22 protein-coding genes and 1 tRNA gene are annotated in these 23794 nt (G+C 65.8%); 11 read left to right on the forward strand and 12 right to left on the reverse strand.

What is annotated here, in order from left to right; genetic code table 11:
* Positions 1-10: 10 nt before the first annotated feature.
* From DKT77_RS09435 to bchE, 5 genes are all read right to left on the reverse strand, one after another.
* A complete protein-coding gene (locus DKT77_RS09435; RefSeq protein WP_238547773.1) occupies positions 11-1321 on the reverse strand; it encodes a flagellar hook protein FlgE in 1311 nt (436 codons plus the stop codon).
* Between the two features lie 90 nt (positions 1322-1411).
* Positions 1412-2107 (reverse strand): GNAT family N-acetyltransferase, encoded by a 696-nt coding sequence (locus tag DKT77_RS09440; RefSeq protein ID WP_238547774.1) that lies wholly within the window; start codon positions 2105-2107, stop codon positions 1412-1414.
* Entirely contained in the window at positions 2104-3882 is a 1779-nt protein-coding gene (gene aspS / locus DKT77_RS09445; protein WP_109811453.1) for an aspartate--tRNA ligase, read from the reverse strand. Before aspS ends, DKT77_RS09440 begins: the two co-directional genes overlap by 4 nt.
* A gap of 57 nt (positions 3883-3939) precedes the next feature.
* Entirely contained in the window at positions 3940-4560 is a 621-nt protein-coding gene (gene bchJ, locus DKT77_RS09450; protein ID WP_420798312.1) for a bacteriochlorophyll 4-vinyl reductase, read from the reverse strand.
* Positions 4561-4580: 20 nt separating this feature from the next.
* Entirely contained in the window at positions 4581-6260 is a 1680-nt protein-coding gene (gene bchE / locus DKT77_RS09455) for a magnesium-protoporphyrin IX monomethyl ester anaerobic oxidative cyclase (protein WP_109811455.1), read from the reverse strand.
* A 231-nt stretch (positions 6261-6491) separates the two neighbouring features.
* Here bchE and carB point away from each other — a divergent pair, with 231 nt between their 5' ends.
* On the forward strand, positions 6492-9734 hold the full coding sequence (gene carB / locus DKT77_RS09460; RefSeq protein ID WP_109811456.1) for a carbamoyl-phosphate synthase large subunit: 3243 nt from the start codon (positions 6492-6494) through the stop codon (positions 9732-9734).
* A gap of 59 nt (positions 9735-9793) precedes the next feature.
* Here the strand turns inward: carB and DKT77_RS09465 are convergent, their stop codons facing one another.
* From DKT77_RS09465 to tsaD, 5 genes are all read right to left on the reverse strand, one after another.
* Positions 9794-10519 carry a class I SAM-dependent methyltransferase gene (locus tag DKT77_RS09465; RefSeq protein WP_109811457.1) on the reverse strand — a complete coding sequence of 242 codons (726 nt, stop codon included), beginning with the start codon at positions 10517-10519 and terminating at the stop codon, positions 9794-9796.
* Between the two features lie 67 nt (positions 10520-10586).
* Positions 10587-10856 (reverse strand): GlsB/YeaQ/YmgE family stress response membrane protein, encoded by a 270-nt coding sequence (locus DKT77_RS09470; protein ID WP_109811458.1) that lies wholly within the window; start codon positions 10854-10856, stop codon positions 10587-10589.
* Positions 10857-11258: 402 nt separating this feature from the next.
* The gene (locus tag DKT77_RS09475; protein WP_109811459.1) at positions 11259-11684 is read right to left on the reverse strand and encodes an EVE domain-containing protein; all 426 of its coding nucleotides are present in this window, start codon (positions 11682-11684) and stop codon (positions 11259-11261) included.
* Positions 11681-11956, reverse strand: a complete 276-nt coding sequence (locus DKT77_RS09480; protein ID WP_109811460.1) for a YciI family protein — start codon at positions 11954-11956, stop codon at positions 11681-11683. Before DKT77_RS09480 ends, DKT77_RS09475 begins: the two co-directional genes overlap by 4 nt.
* A 78-nt stretch (positions 11957-12034) precedes the next feature.
* Entirely contained in the window at positions 12035-13123 is a 1089-nt protein-coding gene (gene tsaD / locus DKT77_RS09485; protein ID WP_109811590.1) for a tRNA (adenosine(37)-N6)-threonylcarbamoyltransferase complex transferase subunit TsaD, read from the reverse strand.
* Positions 13124-13215: 92 nt separating this feature from the next.
* On the opposite strand from tsaD, the gene DKT77_RS09490 reads away from it, so the two are divergent.
* The 8 genes from DKT77_RS09490 to DKT77_RS09525 all read left to right on the forward strand — a co-directional run bounded on the left by DKT77_RS09490 (position 13216) and on the right by DKT77_RS09525 (position 20435).
* Positions 13216-13956, forward strand: a complete 741-nt coding sequence (locus tag DKT77_RS09490) for a uroporphyrinogen-III synthase (RefSeq protein ID WP_109811461.1) — start codon at positions 13216-13218, stop codon at positions 13954-13956.
* Positions 13957-14004: 48 nt separating this feature from the next.
* The gene (locus DKT77_RS09495; RefSeq protein WP_109811462.1) at positions 14005-15657 is read left to right on the forward strand and encodes a COG4223 family protein; all 1653 of its coding nucleotides are present in this window, start codon (positions 14005-14007) and stop codon (positions 15655-15657) included.
* Positions 15658-15667: 10 nt separating this feature from the next.
* Entirely contained in the window at positions 15668-17152 is a 1485-nt protein-coding gene (locus DKT77_RS09500; protein ID WP_109811463.1) for a heme biosynthesis protein HemY, read from the forward strand.
* 41 nt (positions 17153-17193) lie between these two features.
* Positions 17194-17269, forward strand: a tRNA-Thr gene (locus DKT77_RS09505).
* A gap of 83 nt (positions 17270-17352) precedes the next feature.
* Positions 17353-18540: a THUMP domain-containing class I SAM-dependent RNA methyltransferase gene (locus DKT77_RS09510; RefSeq protein ID WP_109811464.1), complete on the forward strand. Its 1188-nt coding sequence runs from the start codon at positions 17353-17355 to the stop codon at positions 18538-18540.
* Between the two features lie 185 nt (positions 18541-18725).
* A complete protein-coding gene (locus DKT77_RS09515; RefSeq protein ID WP_109811465.1) occupies positions 18726-19217 on the forward strand; it encodes a type III secretion system chaperone family protein in 492 nt (163 codons plus the stop codon).
* A gap of 49 nt (positions 19218-19266) precedes the next feature.
* Positions 19267-20079 carry a pyrroline-5-carboxylate reductase gene (gene proC / locus DKT77_RS09520; RefSeq protein ID WP_109811466.1) on the forward strand — a complete coding sequence of 271 codons (813 nt, stop codon included), beginning with the start codon at positions 19267-19269 and terminating at the stop codon, positions 20077-20079.
* Positions 20076-20435, forward strand: coding sequence for a tRNA-binding protein (locus DKT77_RS09525; protein WP_109811467.1), 360 nt, complete (start codon positions 20076-20078; stop codon positions 20433-20435). The genes proC and DKT77_RS09525 overlap by 4 nt, the downstream gene beginning before the upstream one ends.
* Before the next feature lie 4 nt (positions 20436-20439).
* Here the strand turns inward: DKT77_RS09525 and DKT77_RS09530 are convergent, their stop codons facing one another.
* Both DKT77_RS09530 and DKT77_RS09535 read right to left on the reverse strand, forming a co-directional pair.
* Positions 20440-21036 (reverse strand): thymidine kinase, encoded by a 597-nt coding sequence (locus DKT77_RS09530; protein ID WP_109811468.1) that lies wholly within the window; start codon positions 21034-21036, stop codon positions 20440-20442.
* An 84-nt stretch (positions 21037-21120) separates the two neighbouring features.
* Positions 21121-21435, reverse strand: a complete 315-nt coding sequence (locus DKT77_RS09535; RefSeq protein ID WP_109811469.1) for a muconolactone Delta-isomerase family protein — start codon at positions 21433-21435, stop codon at positions 21121-21123.
* Between the two features lie 180 nt (positions 21436-21615).
* Here DKT77_RS09535 and DKT77_RS09540 point away from each other — a divergent pair, with 180 nt between their 5' ends.
* Both DKT77_RS09540 and DKT77_RS09545 read left to right on the forward strand, forming a co-directional pair.
* Positions 21616-22086 (forward strand): hypothetical protein, encoded by a 471-nt coding sequence (locus DKT77_RS09540; protein ID WP_109811470.1) that lies wholly within the window; start codon positions 21616-21618, stop codon positions 22084-22086.
* Between the two features lie 424 nt (positions 22087-22510).
* Positions 22511-23665, forward strand: a complete 1155-nt coding sequence (locus DKT77_RS09545; RefSeq protein WP_109811471.1) for a phosphoserine transaminase — start codon at positions 22511-22513, stop codon at positions 23663-23665.
* Positions 23666-23794 lie beyond the last annotated feature (129 nt).

Consider the following 23794-nt stretch of genomic DNA (forward strand, 5'->3'; position numbering starts at 1 on the left):
TTTCGACGGTTCACCGCTTGATGTTGGTGGTTTCCTGCAGCATCTCGTCGACGGTCTGGATCACCTTGGCGTTCGACGAATATGCGCGCTGGGTCTGGATCAGGTCGGTCAGTTCGGTCGCGACATCGGTGGTCGATTCCTCGCGGGCGTAGTTGATCAAATCACCGGTCGGACCGTCCCCTGCGTCCCACATGAAATAGGCACCGCTTTCGTTCGAGATCTGGTAGGTCTGGCTGTCGAGGGCGATCAGCCCGTCGGGATTGGGCATATCCACCAGCGGCACCTGATAGACGGTGCGCACGGCGCCATTGTCGTACATGGCGATCACCATGCCGTTCGGATCGATATCCACCGAAACCATGTTGCCCACAGGAGACCCGTCCTTGTTGATCACCACCGGCGAGAAGGAATCGGACAATTGCGTCAGCCCCTGGCTGCTGCCGGGCACGCCAATGGCAATGTCCATCGGGCCGCTGGCGACGTTGACCGAAAAGCTGCCGGTCGCGGGGTCGTAGGGTCCACCTGACAGGGCCGTCACCGATGCAATCGTGCCGCCCGCGGCGCGCGAATCGTTGAAGATGATCCGGTATTCCCCGATCACCGCCCCGCCCTGCGCGCTGTCGGTGACCTGCATCGTCCATTCGTTCGATGCAGGGTCGCCCGGATTGGCCGGAACGGTCGGCGTGAAGCTGACACCCACATTCTCGGAGGTGCCGACATTGTTGAAATACTCGATCGAAAGGTTTTCCACGTCGCCCGGCGCGCCCGGCTTCGTACTTGTTGCCGGCAGGTTGGCGATCACTTCCATCCTGGTGGTCGGCTCACCAACGAATTCGTTGACGTTCAACTGGATGGGTTCCAGCCCGGCAGGGGTATCGCGGGGATAGTTAGGGATGGTGCCGTCATCGGCCGCGGGCCAGCCCATCAGGATCAGCCCGGTCGCGCTTTTCAGATACCCGTCCTGGTCCGTGCGGAAGGAGCCGGTGGTCTGCAGCATCATCGGCACATCGCCGTTGCCCACGCGCACCGCGCTCTCGGAGGTTACCGGGATCATCCCGCGCCCCCGCACGGCGATATCGGTGGAGTTGCTTGTCCCGACCAGCGATCCGCGGTCGCTGATCAGCTTCTGCGTCGTGGTGCGAACCCCGCCGGCGGAATAGGAGCCGCCCTGGCCGCCGATCACCATCGAATGAAAATCCGCTTCCGACCGCTTGTAGCCGTAGGTCGCGGAGTTCGCGATGTTGTCTGAAATCACGCTGAGCTTGCTGGCATTCGCCTTGAGCCCCATGACCCCCGCATTCAACGAAGAGGAAATCGACATGCCTGCGCCTTTCTGCACCAGTATCCTTGATTGGTGTCAGGACTAAGGCGCCCGGACTAATTCAGGCTTAACAGATAAAATTTGAGGAATTTACCCTGCCAGCGCCGGGTCACGCCCCGCCAGAAGCGGCCGCGTCATGGCCGAAAGGGCCGTCTGCTGCGCCCCGTCCGGCCCGAAATTCCTGTCGTCCAGCCAGCGCGCGAAGGCATCCGACAGCGCGGGCCATTCGCCGTCCAACACAGAAAACCACGCGGTGTCGCGATTCGCGCCCTTCACCACCTGGTGCTGGCGGAACACTCCTTCGAAGCCGAAGCCCAGCCGCTGGGCCGCCCGGCGCGAGGCAAGATTGGCCGCGTTGCATTTCCATTCGCAGCGCCGGTAGCCCGCCTCGAACACCCGCCCCATCATCAGCGTCAGCGCCTCTGTCGCCGCGCGGCTGCCCTGCAGACAAGGGGCAAGATTCAGATGCCCGATCTCGGCGACGCCGTGGGCCGGGGTGATCCTGAGAAACGACGCGATGCCCGACGGCGCGCCGGTTCCCAGCGGACAGACAGTGAAGAAAATCGTGTCCGGCTGCGCCTTTGCCCAGTCGATCCAGCCCTGCCATCCGGACAGGTCCAGCGGGCCGTAGGGCAACCAGTCCCAGTTGCGCACGGCGCCGGAAAAGGCCTTGGACAGCCCGCCCGCATGGGCGGAATCGAGCGGCACGCAGCGCACCGACCGTCCGTCCAGCGGGGTCGCTGGAAGGGGCGGGCAGCCTGTCCAGCCACCCGCCAGCTGCGTCACTTCCCGGCCTCGATCACCCGCAGGCTCAATTCGCGCAACTGCTCGTTCGTGGGCTCAGAAGGGGCGCCCATCATCAGGTCTTCGGCACGCTGGTTCATCGGGAACATGATGACCTCGCGGATGTTCGCCTCATCCGCGAGCAGCATCACCATCCGGTCGATCCCGGCGGCACAGCCCCCGTGCGGCGGCGCGCCGTACTTGAACGCGTTGACCATGCCGCCGAAGCGTTTTTCCACCTCTTCGCGACCGTAGCCCGCGATCTCGAACGCCTTGAACATGATCTCGGGGCGATGGTTCCGGATCGCGCCGGACACCAGTTCGTACCCGTTGCACGCCAGATCGTACTGGAAGCCCAGCACCTCCAGCGGATCGCCTTCCAGCGCCTCCATCCCGCCCTGCGGCATGGAAAACGGGTTGTGTTCGAAATCGATCCGGCCGGTTTCCTCGTCCTTCTCGTAGATCGGGAAATCGACGATCCACGTAAAGGCGAACCGGTCCTTGTCGGTCAGGCCCAACTCGTCGCCGATCACGGTGCGCGCGCGGCCCGCGACGGCCTCGAATGCCTTGGGCTTGCCGCCAAGGAAGAAGGCCGCGTCACCGACACCAAGGCCAAGCTGCGACCTGATCGCTTCGGTCCGTTCAGGTCCGATGTTCTTGGCCAGCGGGCCAGCGGCTTCCATGCCGTCCGCCCCGTCCCGCCAGAAAATGTAGCCCATGCCCGGCAGGCCCTGTTCCTGTGCGAACTTGTTCATCCGGTCGCAGAACTTGCGGCTGCCGCCACCCGGCGCCGGAATCGCGCGGATCTCGGTCCCGTCCTGTTCCAGCAGCTTGGCGAAGATCGCGAAGCCCGAGCCGCGGAAGTGGTCCGACACGATCTGCATCCTGATCGGATTGCGCAAGTCGGGCTTGTCGGTGCCATACCACAGGGCCGCATCGCGATACGAGATCTGCGGCCACTCGGCATCGACCTTTCGGCCCTTGCCGAACTCCTCGAACACGCCCGCGATCACCGGCTGGATCGCATCGAACACGTCCTGCTGGGTCACGAAGCTCATTTCCAGATCCAGCTGGTAGAAGTCGGTGGGCGAGCGGTCGGCGCGCGGGTCCTCGTCGCGGAAACAGGGCGCGATCTGGAAATACCGGTCGAACCCCGACACCATGATCAACTGTTTGAACTGCTGCGGCGCTTGCGGCAGCGCGTAGAACTTGCCGGGATGCAGCCGCGACGGCACGAGAAAGTCGCGCGCGCCCTCGGGGCTGGAGGCGGTGATGATCGGGGTCTGGAACTCGGTGAAGCCGCTGTCCCACATCCGGTTGCGGATCGACCGCACCACGTTGCTGCGCAGCATGATATTGGCGTGCAGGCTGTCGCGGCGCAGATCGAGATAGCGATACTTCAGGCGGGTTTCTTCCGGATATTCTTGGTCCCCGAACACCGGCAGCGGCAGTTCTTCGGCCGCGCCAAGCACCTCCATGTCGCGGATATAGACCTCGATCTCGCCGGTGGGCAGCTTCGGGTTCACCAGGCTTTCGTCGCGCGCCTTAACCGTGCCGTCGATCCGGATGCACCATTCGGAGCGGACCTTTTCCACCTCGGCAAACACCGGGCTGTCGCTGTCGGCAAGAACCTGCGTGATACCGTAGTGGTCGCGCAGGTCGATGAACAGGACCCCGCCATGGTCGCGCACCCGGTGCACCCAGCCCGACAGGCGGACCTGCTGGCCCACATGGGCCTTGTTCAACTCGGCGCAGGTCTGGCTGCGATAGGCGTGCATGGCGTTTGTCCCGGCTGCGAAAGGTTCGCGCCGATACACCGCGCATGGGCAGGGAAGTCAAGGCGCGGGGGCGATCAGGCGCATCTCGAACCGGCAGGCGGGGGCGCCGGCGGCGCAGCAGGCGGTTTCTTCGCAACGGAAGGCGGGGTCGATCAGGCGCGTGAACAACCGCTCGAACACGGCCGCGTGCCAGTGGCAAACCGGATGCGCGCCGAACTCGCCACGGACCATGGGGTTGTCCGCGATCTCGAACACCGGCATCGCGCCGCCCTTTACCGAGAATCGTCCAGAGCCCGCGAAGGTCCAGGCGTGGCGCGCGATCGCCCGTGTCAGCATAGGCACCGCCAGCCGCGCGGGGAGAAGGTGCAGCAGGTATTGCGCCGCGCGCGGGATGCGGTTCACGAGGATGTAGTCGCCGGTGCGCTTTCCCGCGGCCCAAGCCAGCGCCGGCGCAAGGTCGGCCAGTTCACGCCGCATCGCCTGATGCACCCGCGCGACCGGCATCTCGTCTATCATCGCGCTGCCATCGGGCAACTCGAACACACCGCCGCTGGCGAAGAGATGGCCGCGCAACTCTGTTCCGCCGACGCGGTCCAGCACGGGCACCAGTTGCAGCAGCGCGTTCGGGCCGATCTTCGCGCCGCCGCCGCTGCCAGCCCCACTGTCGTGGTCCAGCAGGTCGCGGGCGGTCCCGTCCATCAGACCGCTTCCTGTTCCGCCTCGGTCATCTGCTGATCCCCTCCGCCGCAGGCCTTGATCTCGGCGCCGTTCGGCATCCGAAAATTCGCGGTCCGTTCGGCGGCACGGGCCTTGCCCTGCGCGCGCAGCGCTTCGCGGCGTTCGGCGGCACGGGCGGCCTTGTCGGCGCTGGCCTCCCAATCCTCCATCTGCGCCTCGGCGATGGTGCGCGTCTCGTCGAAATGGAAGTCCAGCCGGTTCTTCGATTGCGGCCCGGTGTAGCCGACTTTCCCGAGGTCGTAGAATGTCCGCGCGAAACCGGCCTTCATGAACGCCTTCAGGCACCCCAGAAGATACCGCCGCCGGAACCCGGTGCCACGCCAGGGATAGTGGAACAGCGCCTTGCGCATGTAGAAGCGCCGGTAGTTGTTCATCACGCCATCCAGCAACTCGCCCCGCTCCATCGCCTTTGGCTTCATGATGGGCGTCACGAAATTGTAGCGCGAGAAGTCGAACACCTCGACCTTGTCCTTCAGCTCCTGGAACAGCGGCGTGAAGGGCCAGGGCGTGTACATTGCCCAGTTCGCAAGATCCGGCTGCCAGTCCCAAGCCATGCGATAGGTTTCGTCCAGCGTTTCTTTCGTCTCGTTGTCGAGGCCCACGATGAACTGAGCCTCGACCAGGATGTCGGCCTCGCGCAGCAGACGGATCGCGGTCTTGTTCTCCTCGACCCGGGTTTCCTTGTTGAACTGGTCAAGCTTCATCTGCGCTGCGGCTTCGGTGCCAAGGCTGACATGCACCAGCCCCGCCTTACGGTAGAACTTGAGCAACTCGCGGTCGCGGTAGATGTCGGTGACGCGGGTGTTGATGCCCCACTTGACCTTGTCTGGCAGACCGCGCGCGATCAGTTCCTCGCAGAACTCGATGAACTTCTTGCGGTTGATGGTGGGTTCCTCGTCGGCAAGGATGAAGAAACCAACCTTGTGGTCGTTCACCAGCTTTTCGATCTCGTCGACGACCTTCTTGGGGTCGCGCACGCGGTAGTCACGCCAGAACTTCCATTGCGAGCAGAACGAACAGGTGAACGGGCAGCCGCGGGCCATGTTCGGGATGGCGACGCGCGTGCCCAGCGGGATGTACTGGTACTTGTCCCACTCGAGGATCTCCCAGTCCGGGTCGATCCCGTCGAGATCCTTGACCGTGGAGGCCGCCTGCGTCGCAACGATCTCGTCGCCGTCCAGAAACGCCAGCCCCTTGATGCTGCGGCGGTCGGCGGGCCAGCGCCCGTCGCGGACGGCCAGCATCAACTCGGTCAGGATCTCCTCGCCCTCGCCGCGAACGATCACGTCGATCCACGGCGCTTCGGACAGGACCTGCTTGTACATGAAGGTCGCATGCACCCCGCCCAGCATCCGCAGTGCGTTCGGGCAGCGATCGCGCGCCATTTCGAGGACTGCCTCGGCCTTGTAGATCGACGGCGTGATCGCGGTCGTGCCTACCACGTCTGGGTTCAGCGCAGCCAGCCGATTAGCGACCTCCGCGTCGGGCAGGTTGTCCGTCATCGCATCGATGAAATGAATGTCGTCGAAACCCGCACGGCGCAGGCTGCCGGCAAGATAGGCGACCCAAGCGGGCGGCCACGTCCCGGCGATCTCGGCCCCGCCAGAGCGGTAGTTCGGATGGACAAAGACGATTCGCATGGTGGGCTCCCTCGGTTTCACCGAAGGCTACGCCCCAATGTGTCAGTCTGAATTGACACATATCAAGGATGTGACAGATTCTTGTGACAGTCGCTGCCGCAACCCCCGCCCGCGCTCCGGCTTCGCGCCAGGCCCGCGCCGGACGCTCACACGCCTTCATCCCTTGCGTCGCGCGGCCTCTTGTCTATAAGCCACGACGATTTGCCCGCACTCAGGTCAGAAAGTGACGCCATGCCCAAACGCACCGACATCTCCTCCATCATGATCATCGGCGCGGGGCCCATCATCATCGGGCAGGCCTGCGAATTCGACTACTCCGGCGCCCAAGCCTGCAAGGCGCTGCGCGAGGAAGGCTATCGCGTCATCCTCGTCAATTCTAACCCGGCGACGATCATGACCGATCCGGGGCTGGCCGATGCGACCTATATCGAACCGATCACGCCCGAAGTGGTCGCCAAGATCATCGAAAAGGAACGGCCCGACGCGCTTCTGCCCACGATGGGCGGTCAGACCGGGCTGAACACCGCGCTGAAACTGGCCGACATGGGCGTGCTCGACCGGTTCGACGTGGAGCTGATCGGGGCGAACCGCACGGCCATCGAAATGGCCGAGGACCGCAAGCTGTTCCGCGAGGCGATGGACCGGATCGGGTTGGAAAACCCCGCCGCGACCATCGCCAACAACATGGACGACTGCATGGCCGCCCTCGAGAGCATTGGTCTGCCCGCGATCATCCGGCCGGCCTTCACGCTGGGCGGCACCGGCGGCGGCGTGGCCTACAACCGCGAGGATTACGAATATTATTGCCGCACAGGGCTGGATGCCTCCCCGGTCGGGCAGATCCTGATCGACGAGTCGCTGCTTGGCTGGAAGGAATTCGAGATGGAGGTCGTCCGCGACAAGGCGGACAACTGCATCATCGTCTGTTCGATCGAGAACGTGGACCCCATGGGCGTACATACCGGCGACAGCATCACCGTCGCCCCGGCGCTGACGCTGACCGACAAGGAATACCAGATCATGCGCAACGGCTCCATCGCCGTGCTGCGAGAGATCGGCGTCGAAACCGGCGGGTCCAACGTGCAATGGGCGATAAACCCTGAAAACGGCCGCATGGTCGTGATCGAGATGAACCCGCGGGTTTCGCGCTCGTCGGCGCTGGCCTCGAAGGCGACCGGCTTTCCCATTGCGAAGATCGCCGCGAAACTGGCGGTGGGCTACACGCTCGACGAGTTGGACAACGACATCACCGGCGTCACGCCCGCCAGCTTCGAGCCGACGATCGACTATGTCGTCACCAAGATCCCCCGCTTCGCGTTCGAGAAGTTCCCCGGCGCCAAGGCGGAACTGTCCACAGCGATGAAATCGGTGGGGGAGGCAATGGCGGTGGGCCGGAGCTTCCATGAAAGCGTGCAGAAGGCGCTCGCATCGATGGAGACCGGGCTGACCGGCTTCGACGAGATCGCGATCCCCGGCGCCGAGGACGAGGCGACCCGCCACGCCGCCGTGATCAAGGCGATCAGCGCGCAGACGCCCGACCGGATGCGCCTGATCGCACAGGCGATGCGGCACGGTCTTAGCAATGACGACATTCAGGCCGCAACCGCCTTCGACCCGTGGTTCCTCGACCGGATCCGCGAGATCGTCGATACCGAGGCCGAAATCCGCAAGGCCGGGCTGCCGCTAGATGCGGCAGGGCTGCGTCGCCTGAAAATGCTGGGCTTCACCGATGCCCGGCTCGGCACGCTCACGGGCCGCGACGAGGACCAGGTTCGCCGCGCCCGGCACAACCTTGGCGTCACCGCCGTGTTCAAGCGCATCGATACCTGCGCGGCCGAATTCGAAGCCCAAACGCCCTACATGTATTCCACCTATGAAAGCCCTGTCATGGGGGAGGTGGAATGCGAGGCCCGACCGACCGACCGCAAGAAGGTCGTGATCCTCGGCGGCGGACCCAACCGGATCGGCCAGGGGATCGAGTTCGACTATTGCTGCTGCCACGCCTGCTATGCGCTGACCGACGCGGGCTATGAAACCATCATGGTCAACTGCAACCCCGAGACGGTCAGCACCGACTACGACACGTCCGACCGGCTTTACTTCGAACCGCTGACCTTCGAACACGTCATGGAAATCCTGCGCGTGGAACAATCGCGCGGAACGCTCCACGGCGTGATCGTGCAGTTCGGCGGCCAGACCCCGCTGAAGCTGGCACGCGGTCTGGAAGCGGCGGGCATCCCGATCCTCGGAACGACACCCGACGCCATCGACCTTGCCGAGGACCGCGAGAGGTTCCAGACGCTCGTCAATGACCTTGGCTTGAAGCAGCCCAACAATGCCATCGCGTCCACGGACGCGCAGGCGATGGCCGCGGCCGAGGCAATCGGCTACCCGCTTGTGATCCGCCCGTCCTATGTTCTGGGCGGCCGCGCGATGGAAATCGTGCGCGACACCGCGCATCTCGAACGCTACATCGCCGAGGCGGTCGTGGTCTCGGGCAGCTCGCCCGTGCTGCTGGACAGCTACCTGTCCGGCGCGGTCGAAGTGGACGTGGACGCGCTGTGCGACGGCGTCGACGTGCATGTTGCCGGGATCATGCAGCATATCGAAGAGGCCGGTGTTCATTCCGGAGACAGCGCCTGTTCGCTGCCACCCTATTCGCTTCCCCCCGCCATCGTCGAGGGGATTGAGGAACAGACCCGCGCGCTGGCCCTGAAGCTGGGCGTCGTCGGCTTGATGAACGTGCAGTTCGCGGTCAAGGACGGCGCGATCTACCTGATCGAGGTAAACCCCCGCGCCTCGCGCACCGTGCCGTTCGTCGCAAAGGCAGTGGGCGCGCCCATCGCCGCCATCGCCGCGCGCCTCATGGCAGGCGAAAAGCTGCCTGGCTTCGATATTCCCGCAATGCCGACCGACCGGTTCGCGGTTAAGGAAGCGGTTTTGCCCTTCGCCCGTTTCCAGGGCGTGGACACGTTGCTCGGGCCGGAAATGCGCTCCACCGGCGAGGTGATGGGATCGGATGCCGATTTCCACCTCGCCTTCCTGAAGGCGCAAATGGGGGCCGGGACTGACCTGCCGACTTCGGGCACCGTGTTCCTGTCGATCAAGCCCGAGGACAAGACGGCGCAACTGGTGGAAACCGCCCGCACCCTGCGAGAGGTCGGCTTCGACATCCTCGCCACCGAAGGAACGCGGGCGTACCTGGCCGAGCACGGGGTGGACAGCACCCGCGTGAACAAGGTCTACGAGGGGCGCCCGAACATCGTTGACGTGATGAAGGACAAGGGCGTCGCGCTGGTGATGAACACCACCGAAGGAGCGCAGGCGGTCGAGGACAGCCGCTCAATGCGCAACGTCGCGCTGATGGACCGCATCCCCTATTTCACCACGCTCGCCGCGTCCCACGCCGCTGCTCTGGCCATGAAGGCTCGGGTCGAGAAAGAGATCGGGGTCAAGGCGTTGCAGGCAATCTAGTCGGGAGGCTTTCTTTCGGGGGCGTGCGCCCGCGAGCCGAGCTTACGGGGGCGCGCGCCTTAGACCATCGGCCAGTCGTTCTTCGAAATCGCCAGAACGTCCTGGTAGCCGCCCCAGCCCCCTTCCCGCAATAGTTCCACCCGCGCCAGCGGATACCTTTCCAACCGACCGAGAACCCACGCCGGGGATGACAGGGTTAACCCGTAGGTCGGGCAGCTGTCGTCGTAGTTGCGGTAAGCAAACCCCGATCTTGCGTAGTCGGCGTAAAGCGCCTTGGTATCCACAAGCGTGCCAAAGACCTCATGCCCGTCGCGAGCCATTAGCCCGGCGATCCTCCCGTGAAAGGTCGCGACTAGGACTCCGCCGGGCCGCAGAGCCTCGAGGCAGCGCCCGAGGAACGCATCCCACTGCCAGACATCCAAGTGAGTCAACAGCGATCCCGAGAAAATCAGATCGAGATCCCCCGGCAGCGGCGTGTCGAAGTTCGGTGTGGACTGGATAGGGTGCGCACCCAGCACACGCTCAACGAACTCCAGCGCATCGGGGTCGATCTCGGCCGCATGCAACTCCGCGTCCGGATAGTCACGTTTCAGCCAGCGCAGGACCCGCCCGTGTCCTGACGGAAAATCGAGCACCCTGCCTGGTGCGTTCCCTGACAACGCCAGTTTGCAAATGTCCGACGCCCTTTGCCCGGCAAGGTAATAATCCCCCCGATTTGTGAACATTTGGTCGTTTGGAGAGATTTCCTCGATCACTCCCGCGATGCTGCCGTCGGCGCTTGTCAAATGGTTCTCCTTTGGATGGGTCCAGCGGTTTCGGCAGGCAATCGGTGACCAAATGTCTGGGCGCCGATCAGGCCCGCTTGATCAGCCGGATCACAACAAGCACGATGATCGCGCCGATCATGGCGGACACGATCGACCCGATCAGCCCGCCGCCAATGCTCAGACCCAGCGCAGGCAGCACGTAACTGGCCACCACCGCGCCGATGATCCCCAGCACCGCGTTGCCCAGAAACCCGAATCCGCCCCCGGCCACGATCAGCCCGGCCAGCCAGCCGCCAGCAGCGCCGACCAGCACCGCGATGATCAATCCCCAAAGCCCCGCGCCGTCCCCGTGCATTCGTTCGTCCCCCGGTCTGTTGCTCGATCGCCCCGCAGGACGCTGGCCCTGACCATGCCAATCGCAGCGCCCGGCGTCCAGCGGCTTCCCAACAGATGCCATTGCCGCTAGGTTCGGCTTCAACAAGAAAGGAAAACCCATGCGAGCAGTCCTGATCCTGAGCCTTCTGGCCACCCTTGCCTCCTGCGGCGTGCCCCTCGTTCCAGGGATCTGACCACAACCGGAAGGTGCGGTGCCTTAAGGCCTCCGTTACACTCTAGCCGTAAAACGAAACTTGCCAGCGTTCTGGCAGGTGACGAGTGTGCGGGTTGCGGGGTCTGGCCAGAGGCCAGACCCTTGCCACCGCGCCGACAGCGTCCACCGTTCCGCAGCAGCCCGCGAACCGGCAGTCGCGGCGCCGTTTCAGGCGTCGTCCAGACCGCCCATGGCACATACGATCCGCCACTCGGCCTCAGTCACCGGCTGCACGGACAGGCGCGGACTGCGGATCAGGGCCATCTCTTCCAAACCTTCGGCCGCCTTGCACATTGCCAGCGTGACCGGCACCGGAAGGGACCTTACAGCGCGGATGTCCACGCAGTCCCAACGCTCGTCATCGGTGCTGCTGTCGCGATGGGCCGCCGCGCAGACCTCCACGATGCCGACGACCGCCTTTTCCTTCTGCGAATGATAGAAGAACCCCAGGTCACCCGGCACCATGTCGCGCATGAAGTTGCGCGCCTGGTAGTTTCGGACGCCGGTCCATTCCTCGCCCGCATCGCCCCGCCTAAGCTGGTCGTCCCACGACCATTCCGACGGTTCGGACTTGAACAGCCAGCGCCGCGTCATCCCCCGATCACCCGGTTCCACGGATAGATCTGCACCTGTGCGAACAACCCGGCCTTGGCATAAGGGTCACCATCGGCCCAGGACTGCGCCGCGTCCCGGTTCGCCACATCGAGAATGACGAGGGACCCAACCATGCCGCCTTCTGCATCCAGCAGCGGACCGGCCTGCGCGACCACGCCGGTGCTTTCGATATAGGCAAGATGGTCGGCACGGTTTGCCTTGCGGATCTCGAGCGCGTTCAGCTTGTCGTGGCAGATCAGGGCGTAGAACATCAGGGGCTCCTCCAAGGTTGGCCTGCAACCTCGGCCAAACCGGGCCGCACCGCAAGACCCGGCCGCTGGACCCGCACCTCAGGCCTTGGGCCCCTTGCGACCCGACCCCAGCAGCGCGGGCGCACGATCGTCCAGCGGCCAGCGCGGGCGCGCGGAAAGGTCCATTCCGTCGCGGTGACCAGCACGGTAGGCTTCCAGACCGGCGAAGGCGATCATCGCAGCATTGTCGGTGCATAGCTTCAGAGGCGGCGCGCAGAACCCGGTGCCCACCGCCTGCGCCACCTGGGCCAGCCGTGCGCGCAAGACGCCGTTCGCCGCGACCCCGCCGGCCACCGCCAGCGCGGCGGGCCGCGACGAGCAGGCCGACAGCGCGCGGCGGGTCTTCTCAGCCAGCACGTCCGAGACCGCGTCCTGAAACCCGGCGCACAGGTCCGCGACATCGGCGGTGCGCAAACCGCCCTGCGCGCTGACCAGCCCGTCGCGCGCGCGCAGCACCGCCGTCTTGAGGCCCGAGAAAGACAGGTCGCACCCGGGACGGTCGAGCAGCGGGCGCGGAAATGCAAAGCGCGCCGGGTCGCCGCCCCGCGCCGCCGCCTCGACCGACGGGCCGCCCGGTTGCGCGAGCCCCAGCAGCCGCGCCACCTTGTCGAACGCTTCGCCCGGGGCGTCGTCAATGGTCCCGCCCAGCCGGGTGAATCGGTCCACTCCCTCGACGGACAGGAACTGGCAATGCCCGCCGGATACCAGCAGCATCAGGTAGGGAAAGCCCAGCCCGTCCGTCAGCCGCGGCGTGAGCGCATGGCCTGCCAGGTGGTTCACGCCGACCAGCGGCAGGCCCGAGCCCGCCGCCAGCCCCTTGGCACACATCACGCCGGACAGCACACCGCCGATCAAACCCGGCCCAGCCGTCACCGCGATCAGGTCGACCCCGCTCAGCGGCAACCCCGCCCCGTCCAGCGCCTGTTGCACGGCGATGTCGATTTTCTCGGCATGGGCTCGGGCCGCAAGCTCTGGCACCACTCCGCCAAACGCGGCGTGCAGTTCGGCCTGGCCGATCACGACGTTCGACAGGATCTCGGGCGCGGACTGCCCGCTTTGGCGCACCACCGCGGCGCCGGTGTCGTCGCAGCTGCTTTCCAGCCCGAGCACGGTCAGGGTTTGCGCCATCGGGTCCATCGTCTGCGGCTCACGGGCATTGTTTGCTGGGTCGCACGGGGCTACCACCGGGGCAACGCCACGGCAACAGGGAAGACCCGCCGATGACCGCCACGGTGCTGCTGACACGGCCCGCCGACCAGTCCGCGCGTTTTGCCGACGCGCTGCACGAACGTCTTGGCGCCGCGGTGCCGGTGCTGATCGCGCCCGTGATGCGCATCGTGACCGATCCGGACGCCGCCGCGCGGGCGCTGCGCGGCGCGGGCGGGGCGATCTTCACCTCCGAGAACGGCGTTGCGGCCTGCTCGGAAGCAGCGGTGCCGCACGGCCTTCCGGCCTTCTGCGTCGGTCCCCGCACGGCCGAAGCCGCGGCGGCGCGCGGCTTCGCGGTACGCAGCGGACCAGGCGACGCCGCGGGGCTGGCCGCCACCATCGCCGAAGCGGGCTGGCCGACCGGCGCGCCGCCGCTGGTACACCTGCACGGCGCCCACGTGACAGGCGACCTGGCAGGCGCACTGGCGGCGGCGGGCATCGCGGCGCGCGGAACGGTTGTCTACGACCAGCGGGCGACCCCGCTCGGGCAGGACGCGCTCGCGCTGCTGGCGGGGCGGAGGGCGGTGGTGGTGCCGCTTTTTTCGCCGCGCAGCGCACGGCTTGTCGCACCAGAACTGGTCCGCGCCCGCGCGCCGTTGCGAATTGCGGCAATCAGCCCTGCTGTGGCAACGGCGCTAAATGTGCACAGTGCCGCCAAACCGCAGGTGCAGGTCGCCGCAAGCCCCGATGCCGAGGCGATGCTGGAAGCCGTGGCACGACTTTGGGAAAACGGAAGTTTTCTTGAGCGCTAGACCGGTGCAGGCTAAGCTTGCCCGGAGGATCAGGGAAGGAATGTTGGTGTGAGTTCAAAAGACAAGACCGGCCAGGACGACGAGAAACCCGAGGTCGATACAGAAGACCACACCCAGCCAGACCCCGCACGGCCCGATACCCCAGACGGGGACGACGTGGCCGAGGCACCACAGAACACACCGGAAACCTCTGGAAACAAAGACTTCTCAGAGATCGAGGATGCCGAATTCGTGGACGAGTCAGACCACGGGGCCGATGACGCTGCGCCCGATGGCCCGACGGACGGCAGCGTGGAGTTCGTTGGCGAGGACGTGACACCGGCCGCCGACTCGGCCCTAGGCGGAGATCCGGCTGACCCGGCGGACACTGCCCCCGAAGCGCTTGCCGACGCGGCCGCCAACGATACCGCCGCCGGTCACACGCCCGGCAGCGAGGACGGTCAAACGGACGCAGACACCGACGGCCCGGCCGACACTGCATCGGCAGGGCCCGCGCCCGATCCCGAACCGCGCGCCCCGACGCCGCCTCCCGCTGCGACACCCGCGCCGCAGAAGTCCGGCGGCGGCTTCGTGCCCGCGCTGCTGGGCGGCCTGGTGGCGGCCGGTGTCGGTTTCGGCACCGCGCTTTATCTGGGCGGCGATCTTACCGGCGACGACGACGCGCTGCGCGCCGCGATCTCCGAACAGGCCGACCGGCTGTCGGGCCTCGAAGGTAACCTCGACACACAGCTCAACGCGCTGACCGAAGCCCTCGGCAACGCACCCGAGACGGATCTCGGGCCGCAACTCGATGCGCTGGGCGACCGGCTGGCCGAACAGGTCGGCAGCGTCGCCACCCGGATCGACGGACTGTCCGGCACGATCGACACCATGCAGGGCGGCATCGCCGAACTCGAGAATCGGCTCGGCGCGCTGGACGACCGGCTGGCAGCCGTGAACGAACGGCTCACCGCCGTCGAGAAACGCCCGCTGACCGAAAGCTCCGAAACCGCACAGCAGGCCTTCGCCGCCTATGAACGCGACCTTGAGGAACTGCGCGCCGCCCTGAACGACCAACAGGCGACCAACGACCAGCTTGCCGCAGAACTCGAACAACGCGCCGCCGCCGCGCAGGCCGAGGTGGACGCCGCCGCACAGCGCGCCGCCGAACTGCAAGCCCAGGCCGAAGAACAGGCCCGCGTCGCCGCCGAACAGGCCGAGGCTCGCACCCGCGCCGCCGCCACCCGCGAGGCGCTTGTCGCGCTTGATGCCGCGCTGGAAACCGGCGCGCCCTACTCCGCGCCGCTGCAGGTGCTGTCAGAAGGCGCCGAAATACCGCAGCCCCTGGCCGATGCGGCATCCGGCGGCGTCGCCTCGCTGCCCGACCTGCGCGACAGCTTCCCGCCGCTGGCCCGCGCCGCTCTCGACGCGTCGATCCGTGAAACCGTCGATGACGGCATGGCAGACCGCGCCGTGGCCTTCTTCCGCGCACAGACCGGCGTGCGGTCGCTCGCACCCCGCGACGGCGACGATCCGGATGCCGTCCTGTCTCGCGCCGAAGCCGCGCTGGCGGATGGCGACCTTGCAACCACCCTGTCCGAACTGGGACAGCTTCCGCCCTCGGGCCAGCAGGTCCTGGCGGACTGGGCGGCCCGCGCCGAACAACGCGTGGCCGTGACCGAAGCCGCCGACGCGCTGGCCAACACCCTGCTGGCGAACTGAGGAGGTTTCCATGCTGCTGTCCCTATTCAAGATCCTTCTCTTCGTTCTCGCCGTCGCCGGGCTGATCTACGGCACGGAATTCCTGCTGAATACCGGGGGCGACTTGCGCATCGCGGTCGCCAGCTACGAATTCACCCTTGGCCCGGTGCAGACCGTCATCGCCGGAGCGTTGCTGCTGCTGGTCGTCTGGCTGGTGCTCAAGCTGCTGGGCCTGATCGTCGCCGTGCTCCGTTTCCTGGCCGGAGACGAAACCGCAATCACCCGGTTCTTCGCGCGCAACCGCGAACGGAAGGGATTCAAGGCGCTGTCCGACGCCAACATCGCTCTCGCCGCGGGCGAAGGCGATCTGGCTCTGGTCAAGGCCAGCAAGGCGGAAAAGTTGCTGCGCCGCCCTGACCTGACCAACCTGATCCGCGCCCAGGCCGCAGAACAGTCCGGCGACCGCGACAGCGCCGCGCAGGCCTACAAGCGGCTGCTGACCGACGAACGCACCCGCTTCGTCGGGGTGCGCGGCCTGCTCAAGCAGAAGCTGTCCGAAGGTGACAGCGAAACTGCGCTGAAACTGGCTGAAAAGGCCTTTGTGCTGAAACCCCGCAACGCCGAGATGTCGGATACGCTGCTGCAACTCCAGGCGCGCAACGAGAACTGGAAAGCAGCGCGCAAGACGTTGGGAGCCAAGCTGAAATACGGCAACATCCCGCGCGATCTGCACAAGCGGCGCGATGCGATCCTCGCGCTGGCCGATGCGCAGGCGCGCATCTCCGCAGGGGACGTGGACAGCGCTCATGACGAGGCCATCGAAGCCGCGCGCCTCGCGCCCGCTCTGGTACCCGCTGCGGCGATGGCCGCCCGGTCCTATGTCGCGCTCGGCAAGCCGCGCAATGCCGCCAAGACTCTCAAGACCGCTTGGGCGCGCGAACCGCACCCCGACCTCGCCGCCGCCTTCGCGGAAATCGAACCGGGCGAATCCCCGGACGAGCGCGTGAAGCGCTTCGCCGCTCTGATCTCGCAGAAGCCCGCGCATCCCGAAAGCAAGATGCTTCTGGCCGAACTGGAAATCGCGGCCGAGAATTTCCCGGCGGCGCGCAAGGCCCTTGGCGATCTGGCGGAAACCATGCCGAACGCCCGCACCCTGACGCTGATGGCGGCCATCGAACGCGGCGAAGGGTCCGACGACAGCACCGTCAAGGCGTGGCTGGCCAAGGCACTGACCGTGTCGCGCGGCCCACAATGGACCTGTGACAATTGCGGCCATGTCCATGCAGAATGGACGGCACTTTGCGACAACTGCAACGCGTTCGACACGCTCAGCTGGAAGGACAAGGCCGAAGGTGACACCGTGCAGTCGTCGTCCGTCGCGATGCTGCCGCTGATCGTCGGCGCGCTGCCAGACGCCGCGCGGACCGCCGCCAATGACGATGGGGCGGGTGACGATGACGACATCATCGACCACGCGCCATCTGACGGGGATGATGTGAAAAAGGCGGCAAATTAGGGCTACCGCCCGGCGGGAAGTCCTGCTAACAGCACGCCACCGCCGCTGTAGCTCAGCTGGTAGAGCACGTCATTCGTAATGATGGGGTCGGGGGTTCGAGTCCCTTCAGCGGCACCAGATTTCCGGACAAGGTCCGATCCGAAAGCCCCCGCGCGGGGCTTTCTTCTTGCCCTGGCCCCCTAGCGCACGGATCGCCCGCCATGACCGACACAGCCCCGAAGTTCGAGATTTTCCTCGTCGCCGCGCCGGGGCTCGAAGCCGCGCTGCTGGACGAAACCCACGCCGTCGGCTTCGATGGCGCAGCGGCGGTGCCCGGCGGGGTGGCCTTCGCAGGCGGCTGGCCCGACGTGTGGCGCGCGAACCTGGTGCTGCGCGGCACGGGCCGGGTGCTGGCCCGGATCGGCGCATTCCGTGCGATGCACCTCGCGCAACTCGACAAGCGGGCACGCAAGTTTCCGTGGGGCGATACGTTGCGCGCGGACGTGCCGGTGAAGGTGGAGGTGACCTGCCGACGTTCGCGCATCTACCATGCCGGGGCGGCCCAGCAGCGGATTGAAACCGCGCTGCGCGACAGCCTCGGGGTGACCATCGACCCCGAGAACGGGCTCGCGCTCAAGGTCCGGATCGAGGACGACCTGTGCACCTTCAGCATCGACACCTCGGGCGAACCGCTGCACCGGCGCGGGCACAAGCTGGCGGTAGGCAAGGCGCCGATACGCGAAACGCTGGCCGCGCTGTTCCTGCGGAAGGCGGGCTATGACGGCACCGGCCCGGTGTTGGATCCGATGTGCGGGTCGGGCACCTTCGTGATCGAGGCAGCCGAGATCGCGGCGGGCCTGCCGCCCGGCCGTGACCGCAGCTTCGCCTTCGAACGGCTCGCCGGGTTCGATGAGCGGGCCTGGCAGGAGCTGCGCGCGCAGGAACTGGCCGCCGCCCGTCCCGAGGAACTGACCGCGCGTTTCTTCGGCTCGGACAGGGACGCGGGCGCGATCCGTATGAGTCGCGAGAACGCGATCCGCGCTGGCGTCGGCGCAGTGGCCGCGTTCCTCGAACAACCCGCCGGACGCTCCGTGCCGCCGCCGGGTCCGCCGGGGCTGGTCATCGTCAACCCTCCCTACGGCGCGCGGATCGGCGACCGAAAGCGTTTGCGGTCGCTCTATGCGGCCTTCGGGCGCACCATGCGCGACCGCTTCCCCGGATGGCGCGTCGCGCTGGTGACAAGCGAGCCGCAGCTGGCGCAGGCGACCGGCCTGCCCTTCGCCCCACCCGGCGCGCCGGTCCCCAATGGCGGGCTCCGGGTACAGCTTTTCGTCACCGGCGCGCTGCCGGGACCGGCGACGGGGCAGGCCGGCGATCAGGACAGCGATCCGGGCACCAAGGCAGGCTGACGGGGCACTCCTGCTACCGGCAGGCGGGCCCGCGCCACGGCTTCACGGAAATATCGCTTTACAGGCGTGTGATTTGCCCACACCATATCTTGTAAGTGGTAGGGCATAATCCCGCCGCTTCTTGAGCAGGCACCAAACCTTGGGGGGCTGCCGCCCGGCCAAGGCTACAACACGCGAGGCCGGGCATGTCACTTTCCGAACATATCGATGAACTCCATCCGATCGACATCGTCGAAACGCTGGCCGAACATCACGATTGGGATTTTGATCGCGTTGGCGACGACCAGATCGCGATGGCGGTCGAAGGGCAGTGGCGCACCTACTCCATAACTCTCGCATGGTCCGGCTTCGACGACACCCTGCGCATGGTCGTCAGCTTCGAGATGGAACCTCCCGAGGATCGGCTCCCCGAACTCTACGAGATGATCAACGCCGCCAACGACCTGTGCTGGACTGGCGCGTTCAGCTTCTGGGCCGCTCAGAAGCTGATGGTCTTCCGCTACGGGCTTCTGGCCGGAGAACAGGGCGTGTCGGCCGACCAGGTCACCACGCTGATCGAGGCCGCGGTCAACGCCGCTGAACGGTTCTATCCTGCGTTCCAGCTTGTCACCTGGGGCAACACCGCCCCGCAGGCCGCGCTCCAGACGGCCATTGCACAGGCCTACGGGCGCGCCTAACCTGCCGTCCTGCCGCGCCCTTCACCCGCGTGGCAGGACAGGAGACGACATGGACGACACGATCAGGGACCGCGGGCTCGTGCTTCTAGGCTGCGGCAAGATGGGCTCCGCGATGCTGGCGGGCTGGCTCGATGGCGGGCTTCCCGCCGCCTCCGTATGGGTGCGGGACCCGAACCCGTCGGACTGGCTGCGTAGCCTTGCCGGGCTGAACCTGAACACCGACCTGCCGGACGCCCCCGCGATGGTGCTGATCGCGGTAAAGCCGCAAATGATGGGCGATGCGCTGCCAGCGCTTCAGGCGCTTGGGAATGGCGACACGGTGTTCCTGTCGGTTGCGGCCGGCGTGCCCATCGCGCGCTACGCCGACCTTCTTGGCGCCCGCACCCCGATCATTCGCGCCATGCCGAACACCCCGGCCGCCGTGGGCCGTGGCATCACCGCGCTGATCGGCAACGCCCATGTCAGCCCGATCGCGCTGGACCGGGCCGAAGCGCTTCTGCGCGCCGTGGGCCAGACCGTGCGGCTGGAGGACGAATCGCAGATGGACGCGGTGACCGCCGTATCCGGCAGCGGCCCCGCCTACGTCTTTCACATGATCGAGGCGCTCGCCGCCGCCGCCGAGGCCGAGGGACTTGCCCCCGACCTGGCGCTGCACCTCGCGCAGGCCACCGTCGCGGGCGCGGGCGCACTGGCCGAAGGCGCCCCCGAAACCCCGTCGCAACTTCGCGAGAACGTCACCAGCCCGAACGGCACCACCGCCGCCGGGCTTGCGGTCCTGATGGACCCGGCCACCGGCCTGCCGCCACTCATGCGCGCCACGGTGAAGGCCGCCGCCGAGCGCTCGCGCGAGTTGGGCCAATGACCGCACCCGCCGCGCCCGCGCCCGCCATCACCTTCGACGATTTCCTCAAACTCGACATCCGCGTCGGACGCATCGTGCAGGCCGACCCATTCCCCGAGGCGCGCAAACCCGCCATCAAGCTGCGCGTCGATTTCGGCGACCCGATCGGTGTGCGTAAAAGCTCTGCACAGATCACCGCCCACTACAGCCCCGATGCACTGGTCGGTCGACAGGTGCTGGCGGTCGTCAACTTCCCGCCCCGCCAGATCGGCAAGTTCCTGTCCGAAGTGCTGGTGCTCGGCGTGCCCGACGCGGAAGGAGAGGTCGTGCTGATCGCACCGGACCTACCCGTGCCCGAAGGCGGGCGGCTCTACTGACGGGTTACTGCGCGGGCACCACGTCCGGGCCCACCGCCTCGCGCCAATGCCGACGGCAGAGCGAGATATAGCTCTCGTTCCCGCCGATCTGCACTTGCGCGCCGTCGGTCACCACCGCGCCATCCTCGTTCCGGCGCACCACCATCGTGGCCTTGCGACCGCAATGGCAGATCGTGCGGATCTCGCGCAGATCGTCCGCCAGCGCCAGAAGCGCGGCCGATCCCGGAAACAGCCCGCCCCGAAAATCCACCCGCAACCCGTAAGCCATCACCGGTACGTTCAGATCGTCCACAACGCGCGCCAGTTGCCAGACCTGCGCGCGGGTCAGGAACTGCGCCTCGTCGATGAACACGCAGGCCACCGGGCAAACCTCCTGCCGGGCGGCGATTCGCGCGAACAGGTCGTCCCCGTCCTCGAAAACCTCGGCCTCCGCGCCGATGCCGATCCGGCTGCCGATGCGCCCCGCGCCCGCGCGCCCGTCCAGCGCGGCGGTCAGCAGCACCGGCTCCATTCCCCGTTCGCGGTAGTTGTGCGCGGCCTGAAGCAGCAACGTCGACTTGCCAGCGTTCATGGTGGAATAGTGGAAATACAACTTGGCCATGCGGGCCGGATTAGCGCCCGCTGACCACAGGGGCAAGCGTCCGAAGGCCGCGGCACGCCGCCCCCGGACGCTTCGGCAAGCCCGTCAGCGGCCCAGCCGCTCCGACACGTCGGCGGCGAAATCCTCGTAGCGGCGCAGCGACTTGACATCGACCTGGACGAGATTGCCCATCTTTTGCATGATCGGCAGGTCGAACAGGATACGGTCCAGATCGTCGGGCGTATCGACATTGACGATTGCCAGCACCTTGCGCTCGCCCACGACCTTCCACAGGTCCACGACGACCCCCGCACCCTTGGCGCCCAGCGCCGCCTCTGCCTCTTCGGCCCAGACCTTGAACAGCCCCTGCTGCCCCATGTCCGAGCTGTATTCCACCGTGAAATCAAGACGGTAAAGCATGTTCCCTCCCTTTCCCGCATCGCCCAGCAGCCGACGGGACACGGGGCGCGCACTGCGTCCTCCACGCAAGCGGTCCCCACGAGTGAGCCTAGCAGACGCCAAAACCGCAAAGAAGCACGCATGCAGGATTCACACACACAGGCTGGACCAGACTGCAGGATACCCCTAAGGATTCGAGACATGCACAAGCCCATTCAGAAGAGACGCCTCTTTTCCCTTCTATTGAACTTCCCGCTAGGCGTTCTTTGCGGGGCAATACTCAGTCTAGCAATGGCGTGGCTGATCGACGCCACTACCAACCCCACAATAGAAAAAATTGTAACTCAGAATTTCGGCTCAATAGTTGCATTCATTACGGCCTCGATTGCTTTGGTTGGAGTTGCCGCAAACATAGAGAACCAGAACAGCCTCAAAGACGAAGAATATCGTCGGCGCTACCGTGCCAGGATAGCGTCACTAAGCATTATCATCGCCGATTGCAATGAGAAGGCAAAAGAGGGAATCCTTCTACTATCGCAGCAAATTTGCCGCGATAATCTCTGGCCGGACCATGAGTTTCCTCACTTTTCGCCAGATTCCTTACGGGTATTCAGAGAACTGATTGAGTTGGCTCGGACGAAGACACAGAAATTCACTTCAACAAGCTTCTAACCGCCTATCAAATTGCGACCTCGCGATGGAAAGATTATTTGAAAAATCAGCGGGGAAAATGCTCCATTATTACAAGCGGGAATCTCAAGAGCGAAATACTTTTACTGGCATATATTTCATTGCTAATGCAACGAATGTACCCCTTAGCAAGGCGGGAAAGCGAAAGGCTGTATCAAGACATTTCTTCTAGCGATTTGCAAGCATCCCTGCGTGGAAGCATTGTTTGATTCGCGGGAAATGAACAACGTCATGAACAGCTTCACAGACAGGGACTTTAGAGTTGCTCTTGGAATTTATCGTGATTGGTAGACCCGCGGCCAAAACACCGTGACAACCCCCTTGCCAGCCGCCCGCCTCCTGCCGTAAACGCGGTGGTGGGACACCCTTCCCCAACGAAGGGCATATATCTGGAAGGATACCAGCGATGGTTACCACGCACCCCGCGACGCGGCCCGCGAATCCGCGGTTCTCCTCTGGCCCCTGTGCCAAACTCCCCAACTGGACTCTCGATGCCCTGAAGGATGCACCGCTTGGCCGGTCGCACCGCGCGGCCGTCGGCAAGGCGAAGCTGAAAGCCGCCATCGACCGCACCCGCGCCATTCTCGGCGTGCCCGAAGACTACCGCATCGGCATCGTGCCCGCCTCCGACACCGGCGCCTATGAAATGGCCATGTGGACCATGCTGGGCCAGCGCCCGGTGGAAATGGTCGCCTGGGAAAGCTTCGGCGCGGGCTGGGTCACCGACGCGGTGAAACAGCTCAAGCTCGACGCCCGCGTGCACGAAGCCGCGTATGGCGAGATCGTCGACATGGCCGCGCTCGATTACGATCGCGACGTGTGCTTTACGTGGAACGGCACCACCTCGGGCGTGCGGATGCCGGACGGCAGCGCGATCCCAGCAGATCGCGGCGGGCTGACGCTGTGCGACGCGACCTCCGCCGCCTTCGCGATGGACCTGCCCTGGGAGAAGCTCGACGTGACCACCTTCTCCTGGCAGAAGGTGCTGGGCGGCGAGGCCGCGCACGGCATGCTGATCCTCAGCCCCCGCGCGGTCGAGCGGCTGGAAAGCTACACCCCGGCCTGGCCGCTGCCCAAGATCTTCCGCCTGACCAAGGGCGGCAAGCTGAACGAGGGCATCTTCCGCGGCGAGACGATCAACACTCCCTCCATGCTTTGTGTCGAGGATTACCTCGTCGCGCTGGACTGGGCCGAAAGCCTGGGCGGCCTGCCCGCGCTGATCGAACGGTCCGATGCGAACTACGGCGAGATCGCGGCCTTCGTGGAAGAACACGACTGGATCGATTTCCTCGCTGCGGACCCTGCGACCCGCTCCACCACCTCGGTCTGCCTGAAATTCACCGACGACCGGATCACCGACGGCGCCGCCTTCGCCAAGGCCGTCGCCAAGCGGCTGGAAGCCGAAGGCGTCGGGCTTGACATGGGCGCCTATCGGGACGCGCCGGCGGGCCTGCGCATCTGGTGCGGCTCGACGGTGGAAACCGCCGATGTCGCGGCGCTTATGCCGTGGGTCGAATGGGCCTTCCACGCCGAGCTTGAGGAGCAGGCGAAGGCCGCCTGACCCGGCCCGGGGCCGGTTGTCTGACTCTCTTTTTCCCTGATCGCAGCGCGGGCCCGTCGCGGGCCCGTCGGCTCCACGGCTTCGCCGTGTTCCCCACGGACTCCGACAGGACTCCTACACCGCATTTTT

Origin of the sequence: Meridianimarinicoccus roseus (genome assembly GCF_003172915.1) — a bacterium.
GTDB classification, from domain to species: Bacteria; Pseudomonadota; Alphaproteobacteria; order Rhodobacterales; family Rhodobacteraceae; genus Meridianimarinicoccus; species Meridianimarinicoccus roseus.

What these genes read in the sequence shown, in the direction of transcription:
- DKT77_RS09535 (WP_109811469.1), bottom strand. Translation starts at nt 21,435, where the DNA reads ATGCTTTACCGTCTTGATTTCACGGTGGAATACAGCTCGGACATGGGG.
- aspS (WP_109811453.1), bottom strand. Translation starts at nt 3,882, where the DNA reads ATGCACGCCTATCGCAGCCAGACCTGCGCCGAGTTGAACAAGGCCCAT.
- DKT77_RS09490 (WP_109811461.1), top strand. Translation starts at nt 13,216, where the DNA reads ATGACCGCCACGGTGCTGCTGACACGGCCCGCCGACCAGTCCGCGCGT.
- DKT77_RS09475 (WP_109811459.1), bottom strand. Translation starts at nt 11,684, where the DNA reads ATGACGCGGCGCTGGCTGTTCAAGTCCGAACCGTCGGAATGGTCGTGG.
- DKT77_RS09480 (WP_109811460.1), bottom strand. Translation starts at nt 11,956, where the DNA reads ATGTTCTACGCCCTGATCTGCCACGACAAGCTGAACGCGCTCGAGATC.
- DKT77_RS09525 (WP_109811467.1), top strand. Translation starts at nt 20,076, where the DNA reads ATGACCGCACCCGCCGCGCCCGCGCCCGCCATCACCTTCGACGATTTC.
- DKT77_RS09530 (WP_109811468.1), bottom strand. Translation starts at nt 21,036, where the DNA reads ATGGCCAAGTTGTATTTCCACTATTCCACCATGAACGCTGGCAAGTCG.
- carB (WP_109811456.1), top strand. Translation starts at nt 6,492, where the DNA reads ATGCCCAAACGCACCGACATCTCCTCCATCATGATCATCGGCGCGGGG.
- DKT77_RS09500 (WP_109811463.1), top strand. Translation starts at nt 15,668, where the DNA reads ATGCTGCTGTCCCTATTCAAGATCCTTCTCTTCGTTCTCGCCGTCGCC.
- DKT77_RS09510 (WP_109811464.1), top strand. Translation starts at nt 17,353, where the DNA reads ATGACCGACACAGCCCCGAAGTTCGAGATTTTCCTCGTCGCCGCGCCG.
- proC (WP_109811466.1), top strand. Translation starts at nt 19,267, where the DNA reads ATGGACGACACGATCAGGGACCGCGGGCTCGTGCTTCTAGGCTGCGGC.
- DKT77_RS09435 (WP_238547773.1), bottom strand. Translation starts at nt 1,321, where the DNA reads ATGTCGATTTCCTCTTCGTTGAATGCGGGGGTCATGGGGCTCAAGGCG.
- tsaD (WP_109811590.1), bottom strand. Translation starts at nt 13,123, where the DNA reads ATGGCGCAAACCCTGACCGTGCTCGGGCTGGAAAGCAGCTGCGACGAC.
- bchE (WP_109811455.1), bottom strand. Translation starts at nt 6,260, where the DNA reads ATGCGAATCGTCTTTGTCCATCCGAACTACCGCTCTGGCGGGGCCGAG.
- DKT77_RS09540 (WP_109811470.1), top strand. Translation starts at nt 21,616, where the DNA reads ATGCACAAGCCCATTCAGAAGAGACGCCTCTTTTCCCTTCTATTGAAC.
- DKT77_RS09470 (WP_109811458.1), bottom strand. Translation starts at nt 10,856, where the DNA reads ATGCACGGGGACGGCGCGGGGCTTTGGGGATTGATCATCGCGGTGCTG.
- DKT77_RS09545 (WP_109811471.1), top strand. Translation starts at nt 22,511, where the DNA reads ATGGTTACCACGCACCCCGCGACGCGGCCCGCGAATCCGCGGTTCTCC.
- DKT77_RS09515 (WP_109811465.1), top strand. Translation starts at nt 18,726, where the DNA reads ATGTCACTTTCCGAACATATCGATGAACTCCATCCGATCGACATCGTC.